This is a genomic window from Geobacter sp. AOG1, from assembly GCF_019972315.1.
Classification (GTDB): Bacteria; Desulfobacterota; Desulfuromonadia; order Geobacterales; family Geobacteraceae; genus Geomobilimonas.
Genome location: NZ_BLIZ01000001.1, coordinates 2,914,935 through 2,932,328, shown reverse-complemented (window position 1 = coordinate 2,932,328; position 17,394 = coordinate 2,914,935). Strand labels below are relative to the sequence as shown.

Annotated in this window: 17 protein-coding genes and 1 tRNA gene; 8 read left to right on the top strand and 10 right to left on the bottom strand. The window is 48.4% G+C overall.

From position 1 onward, the window contains the following. Positions 1-132 precede the first annotated feature (132 nt). Positions 133-1,377 carry a hypothetical protein gene (locus tag LDN04_RS13300; protein ID WP_223911465.1) on the top strand — a complete coding sequence of 415 codons (1,245 nt, stop codon included), beginning with the start codon at positions 133-135 and terminating at the stop codon, positions 1,375-1,377. Here LDN04_RS13300 and LDN04_RS13295 read toward each other — a convergent pair. Next, entirely contained in the window at positions 1,343-1,807 is a 465-nt protein-coding gene (locus LDN04_RS13295; RefSeq protein WP_223911463.1) for a hypothetical protein, read from the bottom strand. The two genes, LDN04_RS13300 and LDN04_RS13295, sit on opposite strands and share 35 nt — an antisense overlap. On the opposite strand from LDN04_RS13295, the gene LDN04_RS13290 reads away from it, so the two are divergent. Continuing rightward, the gene (locus LDN04_RS13290; RefSeq protein ID WP_223911460.1) at positions 1,806-2,219 is read left to right on the top strand and encodes a hypothetical protein; all 414 of its coding nucleotides are present in this window, start codon (positions 1,806-1,808) and stop codon (positions 2,217-2,219) included. The genes LDN04_RS13295 and LDN04_RS13290 overlap by 2 nt on opposite strands. A gap of 195 nt (positions 2,220-2,414) precedes the next feature. Further along, positions 2,415-2,489 (top strand) — tRNA-Gly (locus tag LDN04_RS13285). A 16-nt stretch (positions 2,490-2,505) separates the two neighbouring features. Here LDN04_RS13285 and LDN04_RS13280 read toward each other — a convergent pair. The 4 genes from LDN04_RS13280 to LDN04_RS13265 all read right to left on the bottom strand — a co-directional run bounded on the left by LDN04_RS13280 (position 2,506) and on the right by LDN04_RS13265 (position 6,499). Beyond that, a complete protein-coding gene (locus tag LDN04_RS13280) occupies positions 2,506-3,804 on the bottom strand; it encodes an Arm DNA-binding domain-containing protein (protein WP_223911457.1) in 1,299 nt (432 codons plus the stop codon). Between the two features lie 78 nt (positions 3,805-3,882). Continuing rightward, the gene (locus tag LDN04_RS13275; RefSeq protein ID WP_223911454.1) at positions 3,883-4,209 is read right to left on the bottom strand and encodes a helix-turn-helix domain-containing protein; all 327 of its coding nucleotides are present in this window, start codon (positions 4,207-4,209) and stop codon (positions 3,883-3,885) included. Continuing rightward, positions 4,199-5,482 (bottom strand): replication initiation factor domain-containing protein, encoded by a 1,284-nt coding sequence (locus LDN04_RS13270; protein WP_223911451.1) that lies wholly within the window; start codon positions 5,480-5,482, stop codon positions 4,199-4,201. The genes LDN04_RS13275 and LDN04_RS13270 overlap by 11 nt, the downstream gene beginning before the upstream one ends. Positions 5,483-5,551: 69 nt before the next feature. Beyond that, a complete protein-coding gene (locus LDN04_RS13265) occupies positions 5,552-6,499 on the bottom strand; it encodes a hypothetical protein (RefSeq protein WP_223911448.1) in 948 nt (315 codons plus the stop codon). A 334-nt stretch (positions 6,500-6,833) separates the two neighbouring features. Between LDN04_RS13265 and LDN04_RS13260 the strand changes: the two genes are divergently transcribed. Together LDN04_RS13260 and LDN04_RS13255 are read left to right on the top strand one after the other, a co-directional pair. Then, positions 6,834-7,217 carry a hypothetical protein gene (locus LDN04_RS13260; RefSeq protein ID WP_223911445.1) on the top strand — a complete coding sequence of 128 codons (384 nt, stop codon included), beginning with the start codon at positions 6,834-6,836 and terminating at the stop codon, positions 7,215-7,217. Positions 7,218-7,821: 604 nt separating this feature from the next. After that, a complete protein-coding gene (locus tag LDN04_RS13255; protein WP_223911443.1) occupies positions 7,822-8,250 on the top strand; it encodes a DUF4279 domain-containing protein in 429 nt (142 codons plus the stop codon). A 287-nt stretch (positions 8,251-8,537) separates the two neighbouring features. Here LDN04_RS13255 and LDN04_RS13250 read toward each other — a convergent pair whose 3' ends face one another. The 5 genes from LDN04_RS13250 to LDN04_RS13230 form a co-directional block, all read right to left on the bottom strand. Continuing rightward, a complete protein-coding gene (locus tag LDN04_RS13250; RefSeq protein ID WP_223911440.1) occupies positions 8,538-9,893 on the bottom strand; it encodes a site-specific integrase in 1,356 nt (451 codons plus the stop codon). Between the two features lie 75 nt (positions 9,894-9,968). Further along, positions 9,969-10,241, bottom strand: coding sequence for a helix-turn-helix domain-containing protein (locus LDN04_RS13245; protein ID WP_223911437.1), 273 nt, complete (start codon positions 10,239-10,241; stop codon positions 9,969-9,971). Further along, entirely contained in the window at positions 10,238-10,399 is a 162-nt protein-coding gene (locus tag LDN04_RS13240) for a hypothetical protein (RefSeq protein WP_223911435.1), read from the bottom strand. Before LDN04_RS13240 ends, LDN04_RS13245 begins: the two co-directional genes overlap by 4 nt. A gap of 9 nt (positions 10,400-10,408) precedes the next feature. Next, positions 10,409-11,581, bottom strand: a complete 1,173-nt coding sequence (locus tag LDN04_RS13235) for a hypothetical protein (protein WP_223911432.1) — start codon at positions 11,579-11,581, stop codon at positions 10,409-10,411. Between the two features lie 69 nt (positions 11,582-11,650). Continuing rightward, on the bottom strand, positions 11,651-12,586 hold the full coding sequence (locus tag LDN04_RS13230; protein WP_223911429.1) for a hypothetical protein: 936 nt from the start codon (positions 12,584-12,586) through the stop codon (positions 11,651-11,653). A gap of 212 nt (positions 12,587-12,798) precedes the next feature. Between LDN04_RS13230 and LDN04_RS13225 the strand changes: the two genes are divergently transcribed. From LDN04_RS13225 to LDN04_RS13215, 3 genes are all read left to right on the top strand, one after another. Further along, on the top strand, positions 12,799-13,407 hold the full coding sequence (locus LDN04_RS13225) for a hypothetical protein (protein WP_223911427.1): 609 nt from the start codon (positions 12,799-12,801) through the stop codon (positions 13,405-13,407). A gap of 415 nt (positions 13,408-13,822) precedes the next feature. Continuing rightward, the gene (locus LDN04_RS13220) at positions 13,823-15,256 is read left to right on the top strand and encodes a hypothetical protein (RefSeq protein WP_223911424.1); all 1,434 of its coding nucleotides are present in this window, start codon (positions 13,823-13,825) and stop codon (positions 15,254-15,256) included. 570 nt (positions 15,257-15,826) lie between these two features. After that, the gene (locus LDN04_RS13215) at positions 15,827-17,386 is read left to right on the top strand and encodes a 4Fe-4S binding protein (protein ID WP_223911421.1); all 1,560 of its coding nucleotides are present in this window, start codon (positions 15,827-15,829) and stop codon (positions 17,384-17,386) included. Positions 17,387-17,394 lie beyond the last annotated feature (8 nt).

The following is a 17,394-nucleotide window of genomic DNA, read 5'->3' as shown; positions in this document are numbered from 1 at the left end:
AACCTCGACCCGGTTCGGCTGCAACGCCAGACCGGGTTTTTATGCATCCACACCACAAAATTTCCCTTTACCTGCGTTATGAAATAATTCTAAACTGAACGAGTCATAAAATAAGACGTGGAGGATAGTTTTATGGGACTGCGGAATTTTTTCCGGATGCTGGCGATGAGCGCGGTTATCGGTGTCGCGGGGTGTGGTGGCGGCGGTGGTAGTAACAGTGGAGGAGGAACTCCTCCGCCGGCAACCACGTTTACCATCGTAGCGTCAGCAGGTACCGGTGGCAGTATTTCCCCGGTTGGCACCACAACCCTGACGAGCGGCGCAAGTCAGTCCTACATAATTAAAGTCAATGCTGGATACACCATCCAGAATGTCTTGGTCGATGGCGTTTCAGTTGGAGCGGTATCCAATTACACGTTTAGCAATGTCACCGCCAACCATACCATTGCCGCCAGTTTCAGTACGTCATCACCTCCACCAGCAACTACGTTCACTATTGTAGCGTCAGCAGGTATCGGTGGCAGTATTTCCCCGGTAGGTACGACAACCCTGACGAGCGGCGCAAGTCAGTCCTACACCATTACACCCCAAAATGGATTTACCATCCAGAACGTCTTGGTCGATGGTGTTTCGGTCGGTGCGGTGCCTACGTACACGTTCAGCAATGTCATCGCCTTCCACACCATTTCAGCAAGTTTTGCGCCCAGCACTTTTACCGTAACGTTGGCTGCGTCGAAGAATATCGCACTGAACGATAATAATGACACTGTCAATTTGTCAGCAACCATCTCTCCTGCGGTTCCCAACGGGACTGCCGTTGCGTTCACCGCGCCCAGCGGTACAACCATCAGTAATGTAACCCTTACTTCGGGGAATGTCGCAACGGCTGTGGCCAGATCAACGACGCACGCTTCTGTCAGCATTACCGCTTCCTCTGCGGGTGCCAATGGGAGCGTAATTGTAAAGTTCATTCCCCAGCCGGCGAGTGCCGACGTGTTCATCGCCCTTGACAGTGCAATAACGAAACTTGATTCCTTGAATTTGAAATTTGTTAATGACGCAGGTGCTACCTACTCGAGTGCCGCCAGTTTGAATCAGCTACTGGCAGATACCGGTTCCCTCCTTACAGCGGGCCCTGGAGTCTCAGATCCGGCCAATACGATCACGATTGGTGTTGCTAGTGCTGCAGGATTTTCTACGGTCGCAAACACACCAATAATTCAGCTGACGTACACTGGCATAACGTCGGGTATTCCTGGTTTCCGGGTCGCTTCAGTCGTCAGTGCTTCGACATTCCCGAGTGTCCCGCTCACGCTGTCCACTTCCAATTTTGTCGTAACCGTTATCTATAAGGACAGTGGCGGGAATTCTCTCTAGTGGTAATCAGATAGGTTACAAAATAGGCCGGGAAGTGCCCCGGCCTTGAAACGGAGGATACTTTTATGGGACTGCGGAATCTCTTCCGGTTGCTGACGATTGGCGCGGTTATCGGCGTTGCGGGTTGCGGTGGAGGCGGTGGAGGCGGAACGACTACACCCCCGGTGACGCAGACGGTGTCACTGGTGGCGTCGAAGACCGTCGCATTGAACGTTCCCACCAACGACAGTATCTCTCTGATTGCTACCGTTTCACCGGTAGTTGCAGATGGCACCACCGTTACGTTTCTGGTATCCAGTGGGACCGCCACGGTAACACCGCTTTCTGCAACAACGGTGGGGAGCACGGCGACGGCTGTAGTCACATCGGCAACAGCCGGTTCGGTGACGGTTACTGCATCCACGGGGCATGGGACTGGAAGCGCTACCATGAAGTTCATTCCCCAGCCGGCGAGTGCCGACGTGTTCATCGCCCTTGACAGTGCAATAACGAAACTGGACTCCTTGAATTTGAAATTTGTTAATGACCAAGGTGCTACCTATACGAGTGCCGCTAAATTGAATCAGCTGCTGGCAGATTCCGGCTCCCTCCTTACAGCGGGCCCTGGAGTCTCAGACCCGGCCAATACGATCACGATTGGTGTCGCTAGTGCTGGAGGATTTACTACGGTTGCAAATACACCAATAATTCAGCTGACGTACAGTATAACGTCGGGTATTCCTGGCTTCCGGGTCGGTTCAGTTGTCAGTGCTTCGACATTCCCGAGTGTCCCGCTCACGCTGTCCACTTCCAATTTTATCGTAACCGTTATCTATAGGGACAGTGGCGGGAATCCACTCTAGTAGTAATCAGATAGGTTACAAAAATAGGCCGGGAAGTGCCCGGCCTATTTTTGTAGTAAATCCTGTATTCTCTTCGAGTAGGGGAGATTCAGTTATTCATAATCCTGAGTCTTGGGCGGCAAAGCTTTTTGTGATGTCTGGCAAAAAAAGTGTTGACTCCCGAGAGCTGTTTTGTTATAAAAAAAAGCTCGTTGAGCGGGAATAACTCAGTGGTAGAGTGCGACCTTGCCAAGGTCGAAGTCGCGGGTTCGAATCCCGTTTCCCGCTCCAAAAAAGCTAAATAGTTTCAGTTGGATGTAGCTGAAACGTAGAAACTGTGCCCGGTACTGTATCTAAGTACCGGGTTTTTACTTTTCCGGGGCGAAATGAAGTCCTGGCCGAAGTATTCGAAGATGTTCTCTGCATCATCTTCCAGCCCCTCCACGTAGTTTCCGTAGACCTCAAACACCATCTGTTTTGATGCATGCCCCATAAGACCGAACAGGCGTAGCGGATTGATCCCGATTGTCAGGCTCCAGGCCGCGAATGAATGCCGTGCTGAATAGGAAGTCATGGGAGCTATTCCGGCTTGATCCACTCCCTTTTTCCAGACCTTGGCAAAGTCGGTGCTGTTGAGCCTGGTTCCCCTCGGTGTTGTGACCAGGTAAGGGGAGCTTGTCCGATCTTTGAGAATGTCGAGCCGTTCCCTGATGGCCTCGGTAATGAAGATTTGCCGCTTTCTAAAGGCAGTCTTCATGCTCGCTTTCTCTTCGCCCAGGACATAGGATTTGTTGAGGTTGATATATTCCCCGTCTATATCCTCTTGCCGAATTCCGGCCAGTTCCGAAGGGATCATTCCCGTCAGGATCATAAGTTCCGCTATGGGGCGGTAATGCTCTTCCAGGTTGTCAATGAACTTGAGCCAGTCATGGAACCTTATGACCGTATGCTCTTTCTTCTCGGTTTTCGGCAGCTTCTTGTGCAGGTTGTCAAAGGGGCTCTTGATAACCCAACGGTGTTGATCGCAGGCGTCATTCCAAATGGCCCGGAAAGGAATCAGCAGATTGATCTTCCGTGACCGTGACAGCGGCTTTCCCTTGTTTGCTCCCCTGGTGCATTTCAGTGACTCGGTGAACTTGAACAGCTCATGGCCGCTGATCTGGTGGAAGGTCATGTTCCGGAAGTAGGGGAGTATCTTGGTTGTGATCGCCTCTTTGTAATCCCGGTGCTTGGTCGGTGAGCCAAAGGTGGGGAAGATGGTCTTCATCCATTCGTTTGTGTACTCTCCAAATCTTACCTGATGCGGTTCCGGCCGATACTCCCTGCCTTCCAGGTTGGTAAAGAACGCCTTTTCCTGTTTGGTTGCCCCTGGGAACGCTTCGGCAAACTTGAAGGTTCCCTCTTCGATCCGCTCCATGATCCGGTTGAGGAAGTCGCGGACTCTTCTTTCATTGGCGTTGGTGTCATCCAATTCCGTTGAACGGATGATCCTACGACCAAAGTAATAGAAGTCCACATAGAGCTTTTTCGAATCCTTGCGCCGTTTGACGCTGCCGATTTCTTTTACTGGTGTTTCTAGGGCGAGATTGCCCTTTCTGCTTCTCATTGTGTCACCTCGTGACGTTACCCCTCCCTTCAGTGTGTCTTAGTCCGAGGGAGAGCATAGCGCCATTACATTTCATTATCAATAGTCAAGGTTGATGACCGGCGCAGCGCTTCGCGCTAAAGGCAAAGGCGGGTTGTTGACCGTGGCTTCGCCACGCTGAAAATCTTGCGCCGTGTCATCCAATAGTGGAGCAGGGGAGGCGGCATTATCGGCACTGTTCGACATGGGCCGGTTGTTGAAGAAAAGGTCGTCCTGCCAACGGAAGCGGAGTATTCGGCCCAGGCGGAAGTAATGGACGCCTTCCAGGATGGCACCGGACTTCATCCAGCCGAAGACGGTGGTGCGGGAAACCTGCAACCGTTCCGCGAACTGGTCAACGGTGAGACAGAGGGGATCACTGTTCATCTTTGTCCCCTTCCTCCTGCATGATGGTGCCGAGCTTGATAGCCCGTTTCAGAAACTCTTTTTCGAAGTCCCTTCCTTTCCAGTGGTCAATGAGGTGTTTGCCGAGCTTAAGGATTGCTTCTTGATAGGTCCTTGCGTTCACTCGTGCCGCAAACGAAGGGAGGCATCCGGCTATATGGAAGACATACCATCCCACGGAGGTTGAAGAGTATCCCTTGTACATCCTCTTTATGATCAAGGCTTCGCCTAGTCTGTTTATCCGAACATCATCCCACCACGGGTGAACGGTTCGTCGTTCCGCCTTCTCATTGTCAGGAAGACGTAGGGAAAACCAACTCCCGGTGAGATATTTCCATATGCCGCCCAATTTCGCCCCGAGATCATCCATTGTATTTACACCAAACTGACGGAGGGCAGTCCGGCGCAACTGGAACTCTACCCGCCAGATGTCTTGAAAAGTGGTATCGTCCCAGAACTCAGGAGCACCGAACCAGAGCTTTGTCCCTTTTTTGAGGACTTCATTCCCTTTGTTGTAGATTCTGAGCCTGATTGGTGCGTTGGAGTCGCCCAAATAGTAGGTTCCGAGAACATCTTCGTTGAAGTAAAAGGTAGTTTCACGGCTACGGGAGACTCTGTGATTTTGCAGGAATTCGAGACTTAAGCCGCCGGGTATTTTGAAGTCAACGGAGAGATCGCAGCGGCTCGGTTGGATGGCTTTGATTATGCCGCCGTAGTGGGAGAGATCATCTTCCAGAAGCTCTAGCGCGGTAGAAAGACCGGATTTCCAAAGCATCTCGGAATTGATTGAGACATAGACATTTGGCATGTCCGTGAACTCTTCCGACTTGGCAATAAATATGTGATATTCGGGGAACTGTAGATGGTAGCGGTAATTGCGCTTGCCGCTGGGGAGGTGGAGGAAGTCCCGGCCACTGGTAGCCTGGTCAAGGATGCCGTCTGTTCCTTGGGCTTCTTCCTTTTTCTGGTCCAATTGTTGGGAGGTTTTCTCCCAGTTACCCATCCAGGCAACATAAAAGCCCAAATCAAGGGAATCTATACCGGATAGAAGGTACTTGGAATTTTCTGCTACTGGGTTTTGCGCATGGCGTGTTACAGACTCCGCCATGCTCTCCGAAGCAACCGGCTTCGCTACCACGGAACCGGCCGAGCCGGAAACCGCGGCAGTTCCGCCGGGTGCTTCAGGGACGCAAAGGGATTCAGTTTGCTCGGGCTGAGGTGAATGTTCCGGGGAAATGGTGCGTGACTTTTTCATGGTGCCTCCTAAGGATTTGAATTTTCCTCAGGGTTCCATGAAGTCGGGGAAAGTACCCGGACAGTACTTCTACTTTTTTTTGTCCGGGTCTAATAGTTTTTGCCAGGGTTCACGCTTCCGTTGGATAGCTTTGGCAAATGATTCGGGGCTGTCGGGGAGGTCTGTGTCAATCTGTTTGCCTTGAGCATCCTGGGCGACGGCATCGAATAACGCGCGAATCTGTGGTTCTGTCAGAGGTTGTTTAATTCCATTTGCCATGAAAGAAATTAGCCCAGCCTGGAAAACTTTCATCTTGTGTCGAGATAGTTTCTTTGGTTTGAAAGGTTTACGGGCCGTTTCAAGGAGTCGTTCATAAGAGGTTGATTTATTATTGAAACGAAGGTCCTGTATTTGTTTCCCAATAGAGGGATCATGAAGCAAAAGAGGATCAATGCTTAAGAGCTTTTCAATTGCTGCAATGTCGCCTCTCCTGGCATTGCGATATAGACGGGTTGGCGACATTTGAAAAAACAGGAAACAAGGGCACATCACAAGAAGGAAAAAACTGATTGCCAGTTCATTTTCTTCTGTGAATCGTAAGAAATCCGCATTTGTTTCTTGATCGAATGGAACACCAGAGAAGTCCTCTTGCAGTCCCTTAAAGGATTTTGAGTGCATATCACGAAGGACTTGCTGAGCGTTTTCAACTTCTGTTTGTGAAAATTCGATTTTCTTGTCGGGGTTTTGTTCAAGGGTTTCCTGGAGGGCATGGAATCCCCCTACAAGGGAAAGAGCATCTTTACCAAAATCAGAAAATCTGCTTACAAGCTCCACGAAAGCTATTTCAGATTTTGAGTGCGAACAGTACATCTTAAACCATGAAGGGAGATGTGGAAGGGGAAATTGAAAATTATAAACACGGCGTTCTTTTATATGTCCCATTGCTTCGTGCATATCCCTTGCAAAAGCAGCGGTATTGGTAGCGAAAAGTCCAATAAAGAAGCTTTTATCTTGTGCCCACTTTTCAATTTCAAGCATGGAACCTCACCGGTATTTATATTGACGGCTTTTAACCAATGGTTTACAACATGGTCTAAGTTAGCAAATTATGGTTTCAAGGTAAACAGAAGGGATGTGTTTTTAGCTCCCGTGTTACTGAAACGGGGGAGCGATCAACCAAATGGAAAGAGAATGAAAAAGTATCCTATATAGGATGCCGGTATCCTATATAGGATACATGCATCTCATATAGGATACTTAGAGGTGCAACTCAATCATATGTTGGATTGATAAAATGATAAATTTGAAAATCATAAATTGGAATGATGATAACGCTTGGACAGATTGGTCTGGTCATGCGAGGGTTCAACTCGTGGCTCGTCTGAAGGAATATGGTGGTTTGCCTCTTACTAAGACAAAACGACTCGTGCGGCAAATACTTGAACGCGAATGCATTACAATACAACTACCCAAAATTGAAGGGGCTGAAGGCATTCGCCACGTACTAGAATCGCTTGGGGCAGAGGTGTTGTTGGAAGAAAATGTGGTAGAGCGCCATTATTGCTGTAATCGATTCCAAGACAGCGTCATTGAGGGCAAGTTTCAGCATAGTAATGAACCTGACGAAACAGAGTGGTTCATGCCGGAATGGCTTCACATCTATTACTGCCCATTTTGTGGTGAATCGATCAGGGGTAAAGGTTTCGGCAGCTATGATCAGGAGCGAGATAAAGCCACAATCCAACAAGACCACTAGACCTGACCGATAAAGCCGTCAGGTCAGCGGCCGAACCGTTGGGCACCGGATACCAATGAAAGAACAAAATGAAAGATAATAGTATTTTTAGCAGATTTAGACTGATAGCGTTTAGTGCTTTTTTTGGAATAGTTGGAGTTCCAATATATGCGTGGTCCGTATTTTGTTTTCTGGGTGGCCCCTGCGGAAGCATAGGAGAAAGAGATTCCATATTGATCGGAGCTATTTTTGCTACTTTTGGGAGTGGTTGCTTTTTAGCATGTATTCACTTTGTCAAGAAAAGCAGAGCTGAAATATTCTCAATGTGCTGTCATTATGGAATTAGCCTGATTGTCGGACTATCTGGGGCCTTATATCTACTCATACCGACATTGCTATTTATAAATCGATCATTCATTAATGACTATAAGCATTACAGAATTATCATAGTCTTTATAACACTGAGTGTTGTGTGCTGCTGGTCTTCTTATAAATTGGCGTCTAATGGCAGAAGAATATTTATAAATTCATGGCATAAAGATCGCCCAACACCGGCGTAGACACTGTCGCGGCAAACAACGCCGCGCAGGTCACGCCGTGACACGTTAGCTTAAAGGAAAATATGATGGCTTGTGTGTTCCGAGTTTTTGGCGACAATCTTGAAATTGATGCTCTCCTGGAAAAACTGAATATGGAGCCTTACCGTCTGTGGCGCAAAGGCGAACCACGAAACTGGAGATTCCCTGAGGGAAAGAAAAGTGAATGTTCGGGAGCATGTTTCACCGCCAGTGACGCAGAGATGTGGGAATTTCCCATCCAAGTAGAAGAGACAACTGAATTCTTGAAGATGCATGAGAAAGACATTAAAACTATTGTCGCTTTTCCTAATGCTGAAGCAGCATTGGATTTCGGCATAGAGTTAAAAAGAGACTTTCTAAACTGCGACTACTTACCTCCTGAGCTTTTACGACTCGCAGGGAATCTCGGAATTGGGATTGAACTCTCGCATTATGCGCCGACTGAAGAAGAGGACCAAATAGAGGAACAGAGCTAACAACGTGGCGGCACACAGGCGCTGACGCGCTGGTGCGCCCCGCCACCGTTAACTGTACCCATACTGTCACCAGGATTAATTGATTACGTCGAATTTTGACGTACTTAAACGGACTAAAGACACACCGAAGAATGATGTAACTGTTATTAATTTATTGAATTTCTTTGTGTTTGAGTGTATATCTCTTTTTGCCTATGGGCCTTCGAATCCCGTTTCCCGCTCCAGATAACTACAAGGAATCCTTCGGGATTCCTTTTTTATTGCCCCGACTTTCACCAAAACTTTCACTAAAAAGTTTTTAATGGGAGTGCGGGGTTTCTCGTTTCTTCGCTAATGCCTTGGTGAAAGCCAGGTTGAACCATCATGCCAGGATAAGCCAGGAGGTGGGCAGGTTGCTTTGCCTTTCTCTCCACGAAGTCCCTGCCGAAGTATTCCAGGATCAGCCAGAAATCCCCTTCCAGCCCTTCGATGTAATCCCCGTAGACCTCATAGACCATCTTCTTCGATCCATGCCCCATGAGCCTGACCAGCCGGTTAGGATCGATCCGCAAGGTTAACGCCCAGGCCGCGAAGGAATGGCGCAGGGAGTAGGGTACTTTATCGGTGATCCCGCTGGCCCTGGCAGCTTTGGCCCAGACATCCTTGAGGAAGTTGGCAGGTCTGAAGATCGATCCGTTCTCGGTGGTGACGAGCAGTTCCCCGGTGCTTCTCTCTTGGAGGATGTCGAGCCGCTTGCGGATCGCCTGGGTGATGGGGATTTTTCTGATCCGGTAGACGGTCTTCGGCGTGTCGTGTTCTTTTCCCCTCACAATGGTATGTTGCACCAGGATGTAATCGGGTCGGATGTCGCTTTTCCTGAGGCCTGCAATCTCCGAATTAATCATCCCGGTAAGGATCATCAATTCCACCACCGGCTGGTACCAGGGATCAACTTCTTTGAGGAATGCCAGCCACTCATGGAAGCGGAACCCCTCCCGGCGTTTGGCCGGAGCTTTGGGAAGGTGCTTCTTGAGATTGCCGAAGGGGTTATGGAGCACCCAGCGGAACTGGTCACAGGCATCATTCCAGATGGTGCGAAGGGGAATGAGGATGTTCTTTGCCCTGGCCTTGGAAAGCGGTTGCCCCTTCTTTGCCCCTTTCTTCCACTTCATGGAGTTGATGAACTTTTGCAACTCCACTCCGCTGATCTGGAAGAAGGTCATCTCCTTGAAGTACGGCACCAGCCAGTAATCGATTATCAGCCGGTAATCGTCCTTCTTCGTCCCTTCGGGGTAGTGCTTCCAGACGTTTTGATACCACTCATGGACGTAGTTCCCGAAGATGATGTCTCTCGGTTCCGGTGCATACTGCCACCCCTCCAGCTTGGCGAAGTAGGCCTTTTCCGCTTCCGGTGCGCCGGGGAATGCTTCGGCAAAGATGAGCTTTCCCGCATCCCGCCTCTCGATGATCCGATCCAGCCAGAGCCGGACTTTTTCCCGGTTCTTCCCGGTGTCGTTCAGTCCGGTGGTCTTCTCCACGCGCCGGTTGAAGTAGTAGAAGAGGATATACAGCTTCCGTGAGCCAGGTTTCCTGATGATGGTTCCCTGTTTCTTCTCCTCGTTGTCAAAGAGCAATACATCCAGGTGGTGGTTAGTGCGCTTCATGGTGTTCTCCATTCCGCTGTCCACATTCCCACCTGCCATAGTCCGAAGAAAACATAACACAATTCAAAACGCATTTCAGTACTCCCAATTGATGGGGTTGGATTTTTGTTGCCGGATCGGTACGGGAGAAGGCTTGACCGGTTTAGCCTCTGTCGATCCCTCCAGAAGTTCGCTGATCATTTCCGCACTCCAGATAAAACGGAGGATTCGCCCCCGCTTGAAGTAATGCCTTCCTTGCGCGAGGATTCCTTTCTGCATCCAGGTGAAGAGGGTGGCCCTAGATACCTGGAGCCGTTCGGAAAGTTGCTCCACGGTCAGGATTTCGCAGGAAGAAAGGGGATCGTTCATGGCAGCCTCTCATTGATTACCCGATTGAAAGCCGCTTCTTCCGCATCCTCTTCCATGAGCCGTCCATCCTGGAGTAATCGCCCAAGATATTCCCGGTACTGTCCCAATTCCTGGGGGGTTAACGATTTAAGGGAAGTCTCTCTGTCATATTCGCACATAAGACCCCCTCAGAACGGCAGATCATCGGAAGAGTTATCAGGATGGGCCGCATCCACGTCCTCTTCGAAGTCGATCCGCTTCATGGGTTTCTCCAGGGCATGGAGGAACCGTTCGGAAAGTTCCTTAGGTACCCCCTTGGTGGCGCGGATTATGCCCCGCTTGTCCCGCCATACCCTTGATCTTCTCGGTGCCGGTATGGAGAACCCGAAATCAGTAACCTTGCCGCCGCTGTTCTCTATGTCCCAATAGAACTCACGCTTGACCTTTCTAAATGCTTCACGCCTGTTTTCACCGGCAAAGCGAAGCTTTAGGGGGCGTATCTGAGCCAGAAGGTTTTGCGTCATCCCATAGCGTTTGCCTTCGATGGGGCAATGCCCCTTGCTCATGTATTTGAGCATGTACTTTGCCGCGTGTTCCTGGTTTGTGATCCTCTTGACGTTGACGCTGTTTGCCGCCTGACCCCAGATTTTGACAAGCCATTGAACGGGAATGAAGGGTTGATCCACCAGGAGGTGGAAGTGAATGTTCTTGGTGTTCAATTCCTGTATTTCGGCTGTCCAGATGTAGCTGAGTTCGTCCTTTGCCGTTTCCGCCTTTTCTGCTTTCCGGTCATACTTCTTTTTGACCGTATTGAGGAACCGCTTGAACTTCTCCTTGGCCCACGACTGATCCACGTGGCCCGCTTCATCAAGTTGGGACTGTTTCGGATCAAAGGTCAGGGTGATGAACAGGCGAAAGGTAGTCAAGCCACTCTCCACAGCACGCCTGATCGTCTTTCGTGCCTGTCTGGTGAACTCCTGGGAGATGATCCGTTCTTTCTTCCTGGGGAGTGATCGACGACCCGTCCGGAAAAAGCCGCCGGTGATCTCGCCACTGGGAAAGATGTTGATACAGGCACCTCGACTCGAAGAGCTTTCCACTTCCCATTTTTTGAGAAGGTTTTTGGCCTCTTCTGTCAGACTTATCGAACTATTATTAAATTCAAGAGGCGGAGGCGGGAAGTAGCTTTCCAGACCGGGGAGGGTAGGTTGATGTTCCGGTAGGTTTTCCGGTTCCGGCGGACTGGCAGTGGTACCAGCCGAGCTGGAAACCACAGCCAGTCCGTCCGGCGATCCAGGATCATGAGGGGTGATTGTTTCAGTTTGGGAAGGTTGGTCGGTAGGTGCTTCTTTGGTGTCCATAGTGCCTCCTGAGGGTATAAATTTTCCTCAGGATGCAACGAGGTCAGGAAAGGGGCTCGGACACGGAATTCACATATTTTTGTCCGAGGGTAATAACTGTCGCCACAGGTTCCGGTCTGGGGATAGAGCACGCGCCAATGCGTCGTAGTTTTCGGGAAGGTCGTCAAGGAGCTTGTTCTTGCTGTCCTGGTCAAATGCATGGACAAGTTCAAACAAATCTTGTGGGGTAAGAGGTTTTGTCGTCAGGTGTGATATGGCGGAGATCAAGCCGACCTGGGAGAGAAGGATGTTTTTGCTGGAGTCGCTTCCCTTCGGGGACTTGGTTGCGGCATCCAGAAGTTTCCGGTATTTGCTTGATGAATGCTTGAAACGATAGTCAATTATCTGTTTGCCGATAGCTGGATCGTGCAGCATGAGCTGATCTAAACAGAGAAGTTTTTCCAAAGCATCAAAATCTCCTTGTCTGGCCTTACGATATAAGGCAGTAGGTGACATTCGATAGAGTGCCCAGCAGGGAACCGCCACAAAAAGGTAAAAACCAAGCTCCAGCGGATTTTTCTCAATAAGCTTGCTCATCCTCCTTTTAGCAGCCTGTTTGATGGATACGTTATTGAATTCATCCTCTAGCTCTTTTTCTGATGCTGAAAGCATGGTTTGTAGGAATTTTACGGATGCATCCAATTCATTTTGTGTTGGTTGAGTGGAGATGGAATTTCCCCGCTTCTTCTTTTTCGCTTCTTCGCTGAGCCCGGAAAAGAAATCGACAATATTTCTGCCAAAGACCGCAGCCCAGATGTCTTTAACCTGTTGGACGGTTTTTCTATGGGAACGATACATGGCAAACCAAGAGGGAAGGTGGGGCGGGGAGAACTTTTGACTGGCAAAGCGCCGAAGCTTGATGGTCTTAAACTCTTCAGCCATACCCTGGACAGTAGAAACCAGATGAGCAGCAAATATCTTGATGATGTCTGGCTTGTCCTTCGCCCATTTTCGCAGTTCTTTCATGGATACCCCTAGGAAAATGTTGACTAGATTTAATCAAGGGTTTACAACATGTCGTAAGTTAGCAAATGGATTCTAGGTAAACAGATGGGATGTATGCTGGGATTGGAACACCTGAGTTACCGAAACGGGGATTGAAAAAAAGTCTTCGAGCCCCTTACTTTTATCTACCTGAATATGACTATAACCATTTGTTTAATCAATAGAAAATTTATATGAGTGACGACTACAAGAATAAACTTTATGAAGTATACTCGGCAGAACGAGAGAAACTCGATGCTGCTTCCATCGAAGCGGCAGGTAGATATGATAAAGCTGTCCTAGCGATTAGTACGGGGGCCTTGGCGCTTTCAGTTACATTCATTGAAAAAATTGCATCAAATCCTCAATTTTGGACACTATTTCTTCTCGTTCTAGGCTGGGTTCTACTCCTAGCAGCTATCATTTTTCAATTATGTGCACTTTCTTCAAGCCATAACTCAACACGCGATCAAATCAGCATTTTAGATCAGCAGTATGCCAAGTATTTTTTAGCTGAAGACCCAGCCAAACTAGTTGAGGCAGGGATGAAAGAACCAGCCACAACTAATCAGTATGTTGACCTAACTAACAAATATAATAGCTGGTCACAGATCACATTATATGTTGGCATAACTTGTATCCTTGCATTTTCATCCATCAACATTTTCCTAAAAAAGGAGATAGATGTCGCAGCAAAGTCTTCAGCCCTAAAGCCAACAGAAAAGAGCGAAAATGGAATTAAAGGAAGCTATACGCTACCAGTGAACCAACTGCCCCCACCTCCGCCGAAGAAAGGTAAGTAATCAAACTAAGATCAAAACCTTAAAAGGAGACAGACATGGCAGTTAAGTCTACGCCTACACCACCAACGTCGACAAAAAAGACAGTAATCAGAGGAAGCTATACGCCGCCAGTGAACAAGCTTCCCCCACCTCCGCCTAAGAAAGGCAAGTAATCAAACTAATATCATATCCTTAAGAGGAGTCAGATATGGCAGTTAAGCCTACACCTACACCCCCAACGTCGACAAAAAAGACAGTAATCAAGAATACTTATACGCCGCCAGTGAACAAGCTTCCCCCACCTCCGCCGAAAAAAGGCAAGTGATCAAACCGTTTGTTGGCCTAATATTGATGTTATTTACAATAGATCATGCAATAAGCTCAGAAAATAACAATAAATGTGTGACTTGGTAAAATTTATATTTAGGATATGTCAATGAAATTTTCAGAGTTTTTTCGTCTAAATAGAACACAACCTTTTCTGGACTTCGTTGATGTACCCTTAGACACCGATATAAACGTGTTCTTGGAACCAGTAGCAATAAAAAAACTGGAGTCACCTTGGGGAAATGAACTTGCATCTCTATTACAAACTTTTTTTGAGACGGTGCTGCGACTTATAAATAAGGGAGAACACCATAAAGCACAAGTGTATCTATCCTCTCTGAATGAAAGAAATGAGTTTCATTTGGGATATTCCAGTGGAAGATCAAGAGGACATGGTTTTGGTAAAGAGTCTGCAAAAAGTGTTTGGGGCGCACTGACAAAAAGCAATGCCAGCGTAACTGGACTCCTAAGAGACTTGGAAGATGCTGCATTGCTTATCCCTGGAATCGGTACTGATATGATTTCAGACGCTGTATGCAACATTCTACGTGGCCCCTTGATTAAATACACACAAGATATGTGTATTTATTATGGCGTTCCATTAACACCCGGTGTCGCATCAGGCCCAATTTGGAATCCTGGTAAAGAGGAGTGGGAAGAAACATTACTACAATTACCTATGACTACCTTTGGCAAGGTAATTTTAGTTCCAAAAATACTCGTGCGGCATCGTTTGTGTTTCCAATCTGATGAATATTACAGACATTATATCCTACCCGAAATGCAAGAGGAGCATTTACACGCACATTCTTCCTTGGTTGAAGTTTTGAACAGTGGTGAAAAAAGAGTTACTAAGAAGGCACTTATTGGAAAGTATGGAAGCGATAAACTTGCTGTTGTAAGGGAAACTATCGCTAGACCACATATTCTTGATGAATATAGACAAGAAAAGGCTAATTCACCATCCATACCACTAACACAAGAGCAATTTTCAGAGTTAGAAGGAATTGAGTTACCAGACGTAGAAGGCTTATTGGCGACCCTGACTCAGTTACCAGTTGGAAATGATTCTGCTTCTAAATATGAAGACTTAATAGAAAAAATATTTTCTGTTATATTTTATCCCTCTTTATGTAATCCAAAGAAACAAGATAAAATCCACAATGGTAGAAAGCGAATTGATATAACTTATACGAATGAGGCTAAAAGCGGTTTTTTTTATTGGCTGGCGTTACATTACCCATGCCCTTTGATCTTTATTGAATGTAAAAATTATGGAAAAGAAGTCGGGAATCCAGAAATTGACCAATTAGCTGGTAGATTTTCACCAAGCAGAGGCAAAGTAGGAATGCTTGTTTGTCGTTCCATAGAAAATAAGAAACTTTTACATCAAAGATGCATAGATACTGCTAAAGACGGAAGGGGATATATGCTTGTACTCGACGATCAAGATATAATAGCCCTAGCGAGAGAAAATCAAAATTCTGAAGGTAGCCAGTTATTTAAGCTATTACATAATCAATGGGAGCAACTAATAAAGTGAGGACAAATATTTATTTCATTACGAGCTATCTCATAAGGAGGATAAGTACTTTCACCCAGCTTTCACCAAACGGCTTGACTTTGACTAGCTTTTGCTGGATTATCTTGGACTATGGCTGGTGGGTTATGTAGGTACAGCTACTTGAAATAATTGATAATTTAGCTTTTGTGGATTCTTCAAAAGCAGCTTTCGAATCCCGTTTCCCGCTCCAAAAAATTATTAAGGACTTAACCGATACCGGTTAAGTCCTTTTTTATTGTTTTGAAGTTTGTGTTCCCCATCAGAATATAGGGCGAAAAATTGGCTACGGTTCTGCATTAAGGTATTGCTACAAAACCTTGGGCATGTACGGAGTATTTCGCGTGTGCTATTAAACTGGAAAGGTGAGTGGCTGACCTGCTATGATAAAAATCGGGCACATGGTCTTTGCAACTCTGCGCACGGCGACATTTGTTGCATCTATTGGAGCGGCTACCGTCAGTTGTGAAAACTGCTGTCGCCGATGACGGTGCTGCAGAACGCCGAAAACAGGCTCTGTTTTGATTCAGAATACAGGGAGTGATGTCTAGCATGAAACTTACTACTGCACGCATCGTACAATATTTATTCCTGGCGCTGTTCCTCATACTGTTCGTTCAAACCGAGTACCGCGGTCAGGATGAGATCAACGCGGCGGTGAACTCTTTTTTTCGGGTTGATCCTCTGGTGCTGTTCAGCTACCTGTTGGCTGCCAAATCCTGGACACACCTGCTTCTGCCCGCGGCGCTAATGACGCTGGCAACGCTGCTGCTTGGACGTTTCTTTTGCGGCTGGATCTGCCCGTTGGGGACGACCCTTGATCTGGTGACGTCCCGGATTCGCAAGACCGCCCCGGTTGCCGCACTCAAGGGAAGCCTGAAATACTGGCTGCTCGTGCCGATACTTGCGGCGGCCCTGTTAAACCTGAATCTTGCCGGACTTCTGGACCCTTTTGCCATCCTGCTGAGGGGGTTGACCTTCTTCTTCTACCCGCTTCTGGGGCTCTTTGCTCGAAAGGGGTGGGTGGAACTCTACCACCTGATCGGCGAACGTCGCGATGTGCTTGCCCCGGCCTGGAACCTGGTGCACTCCAGCATCCTTCCCTTCCGCGAGACTCTCTACCCGCTGGCATTCCTATCGACGGTAATCCTGGTGGGCATCATATATCTGGAACGATACGAGGAGCGCAACTGGTGCCGCAATCTCTGCCCGTTGGGCACTCTCCTTGGATGGCTGGGACGTTTTTCCCTGTTCAAGCGTGTACCAGGCGGTTTATGCGCCGATTGCGGGAAATGCCGCGAACTCTGCCCGACAACTTTTGACCGGGACATTCTGGCCAAGGAGGAATGTATTCTTTGCCTGGAATGTCAGGTGCGTTGCCCGCATCAACGTATTAGATTCCTGGCTGTTGCACCAAACCGCGGGATGGGGCCGTTGTTGCCGGAGCGGAGGGTGCTGCTGGGGGGGGTGGCGGCGGGTATGTTGCTGGCGATTCCTGCCCGTTTCCGCCCGCCGGAGAAACAATCACGCCTGCTGCGTCCTCCCGGCGTACGCAGTGAGGACGAGTTCCTAGAAAAATGCGTCCGCTGCGGAGAGTGTATGAAAGTCTGCCTGAAGAATGCACTTTACCCGGCGGCCTTCCAGGCCGGAATTGAAGGTATCTATACGCCACTGGTCATCCCGCGCCTGGGATATTGCGAGTACAACTGCACTCTGTGCGGCCAGGTCTGTCCCACCGGGGCAATACCGCGCTTGCCGGTGGAACAGAAGCGACGCGAGGTGATTGGCAAGGCGGTCCTTGATAAAAACCACTGCCTGCCGTTTGCGAAACGCGTCGACTGCATTGTCTGCGAGGAGCATTGCCCCATCCCCAGCAAAGCCATCCGCTCACGGGAAGTTGAAACCGTCGGTCTGGACGGTATTCGCAAAAAAGTCAAGGAGCCCTATGTTGTGGACGAAATCTGCAATGGCTGCGGTATTTGTGAGAACGTTTGCCCATTGGAAACCAAGGCCGGCATCGAAGTGTTTGCAGTACAGAACCGGACTCCATTGCCCGAGGTGACAGAAGGGACATCCCAGCCTGCTGACCCTTATGCCGGGGGCGGTTCCTGAATGGCGCT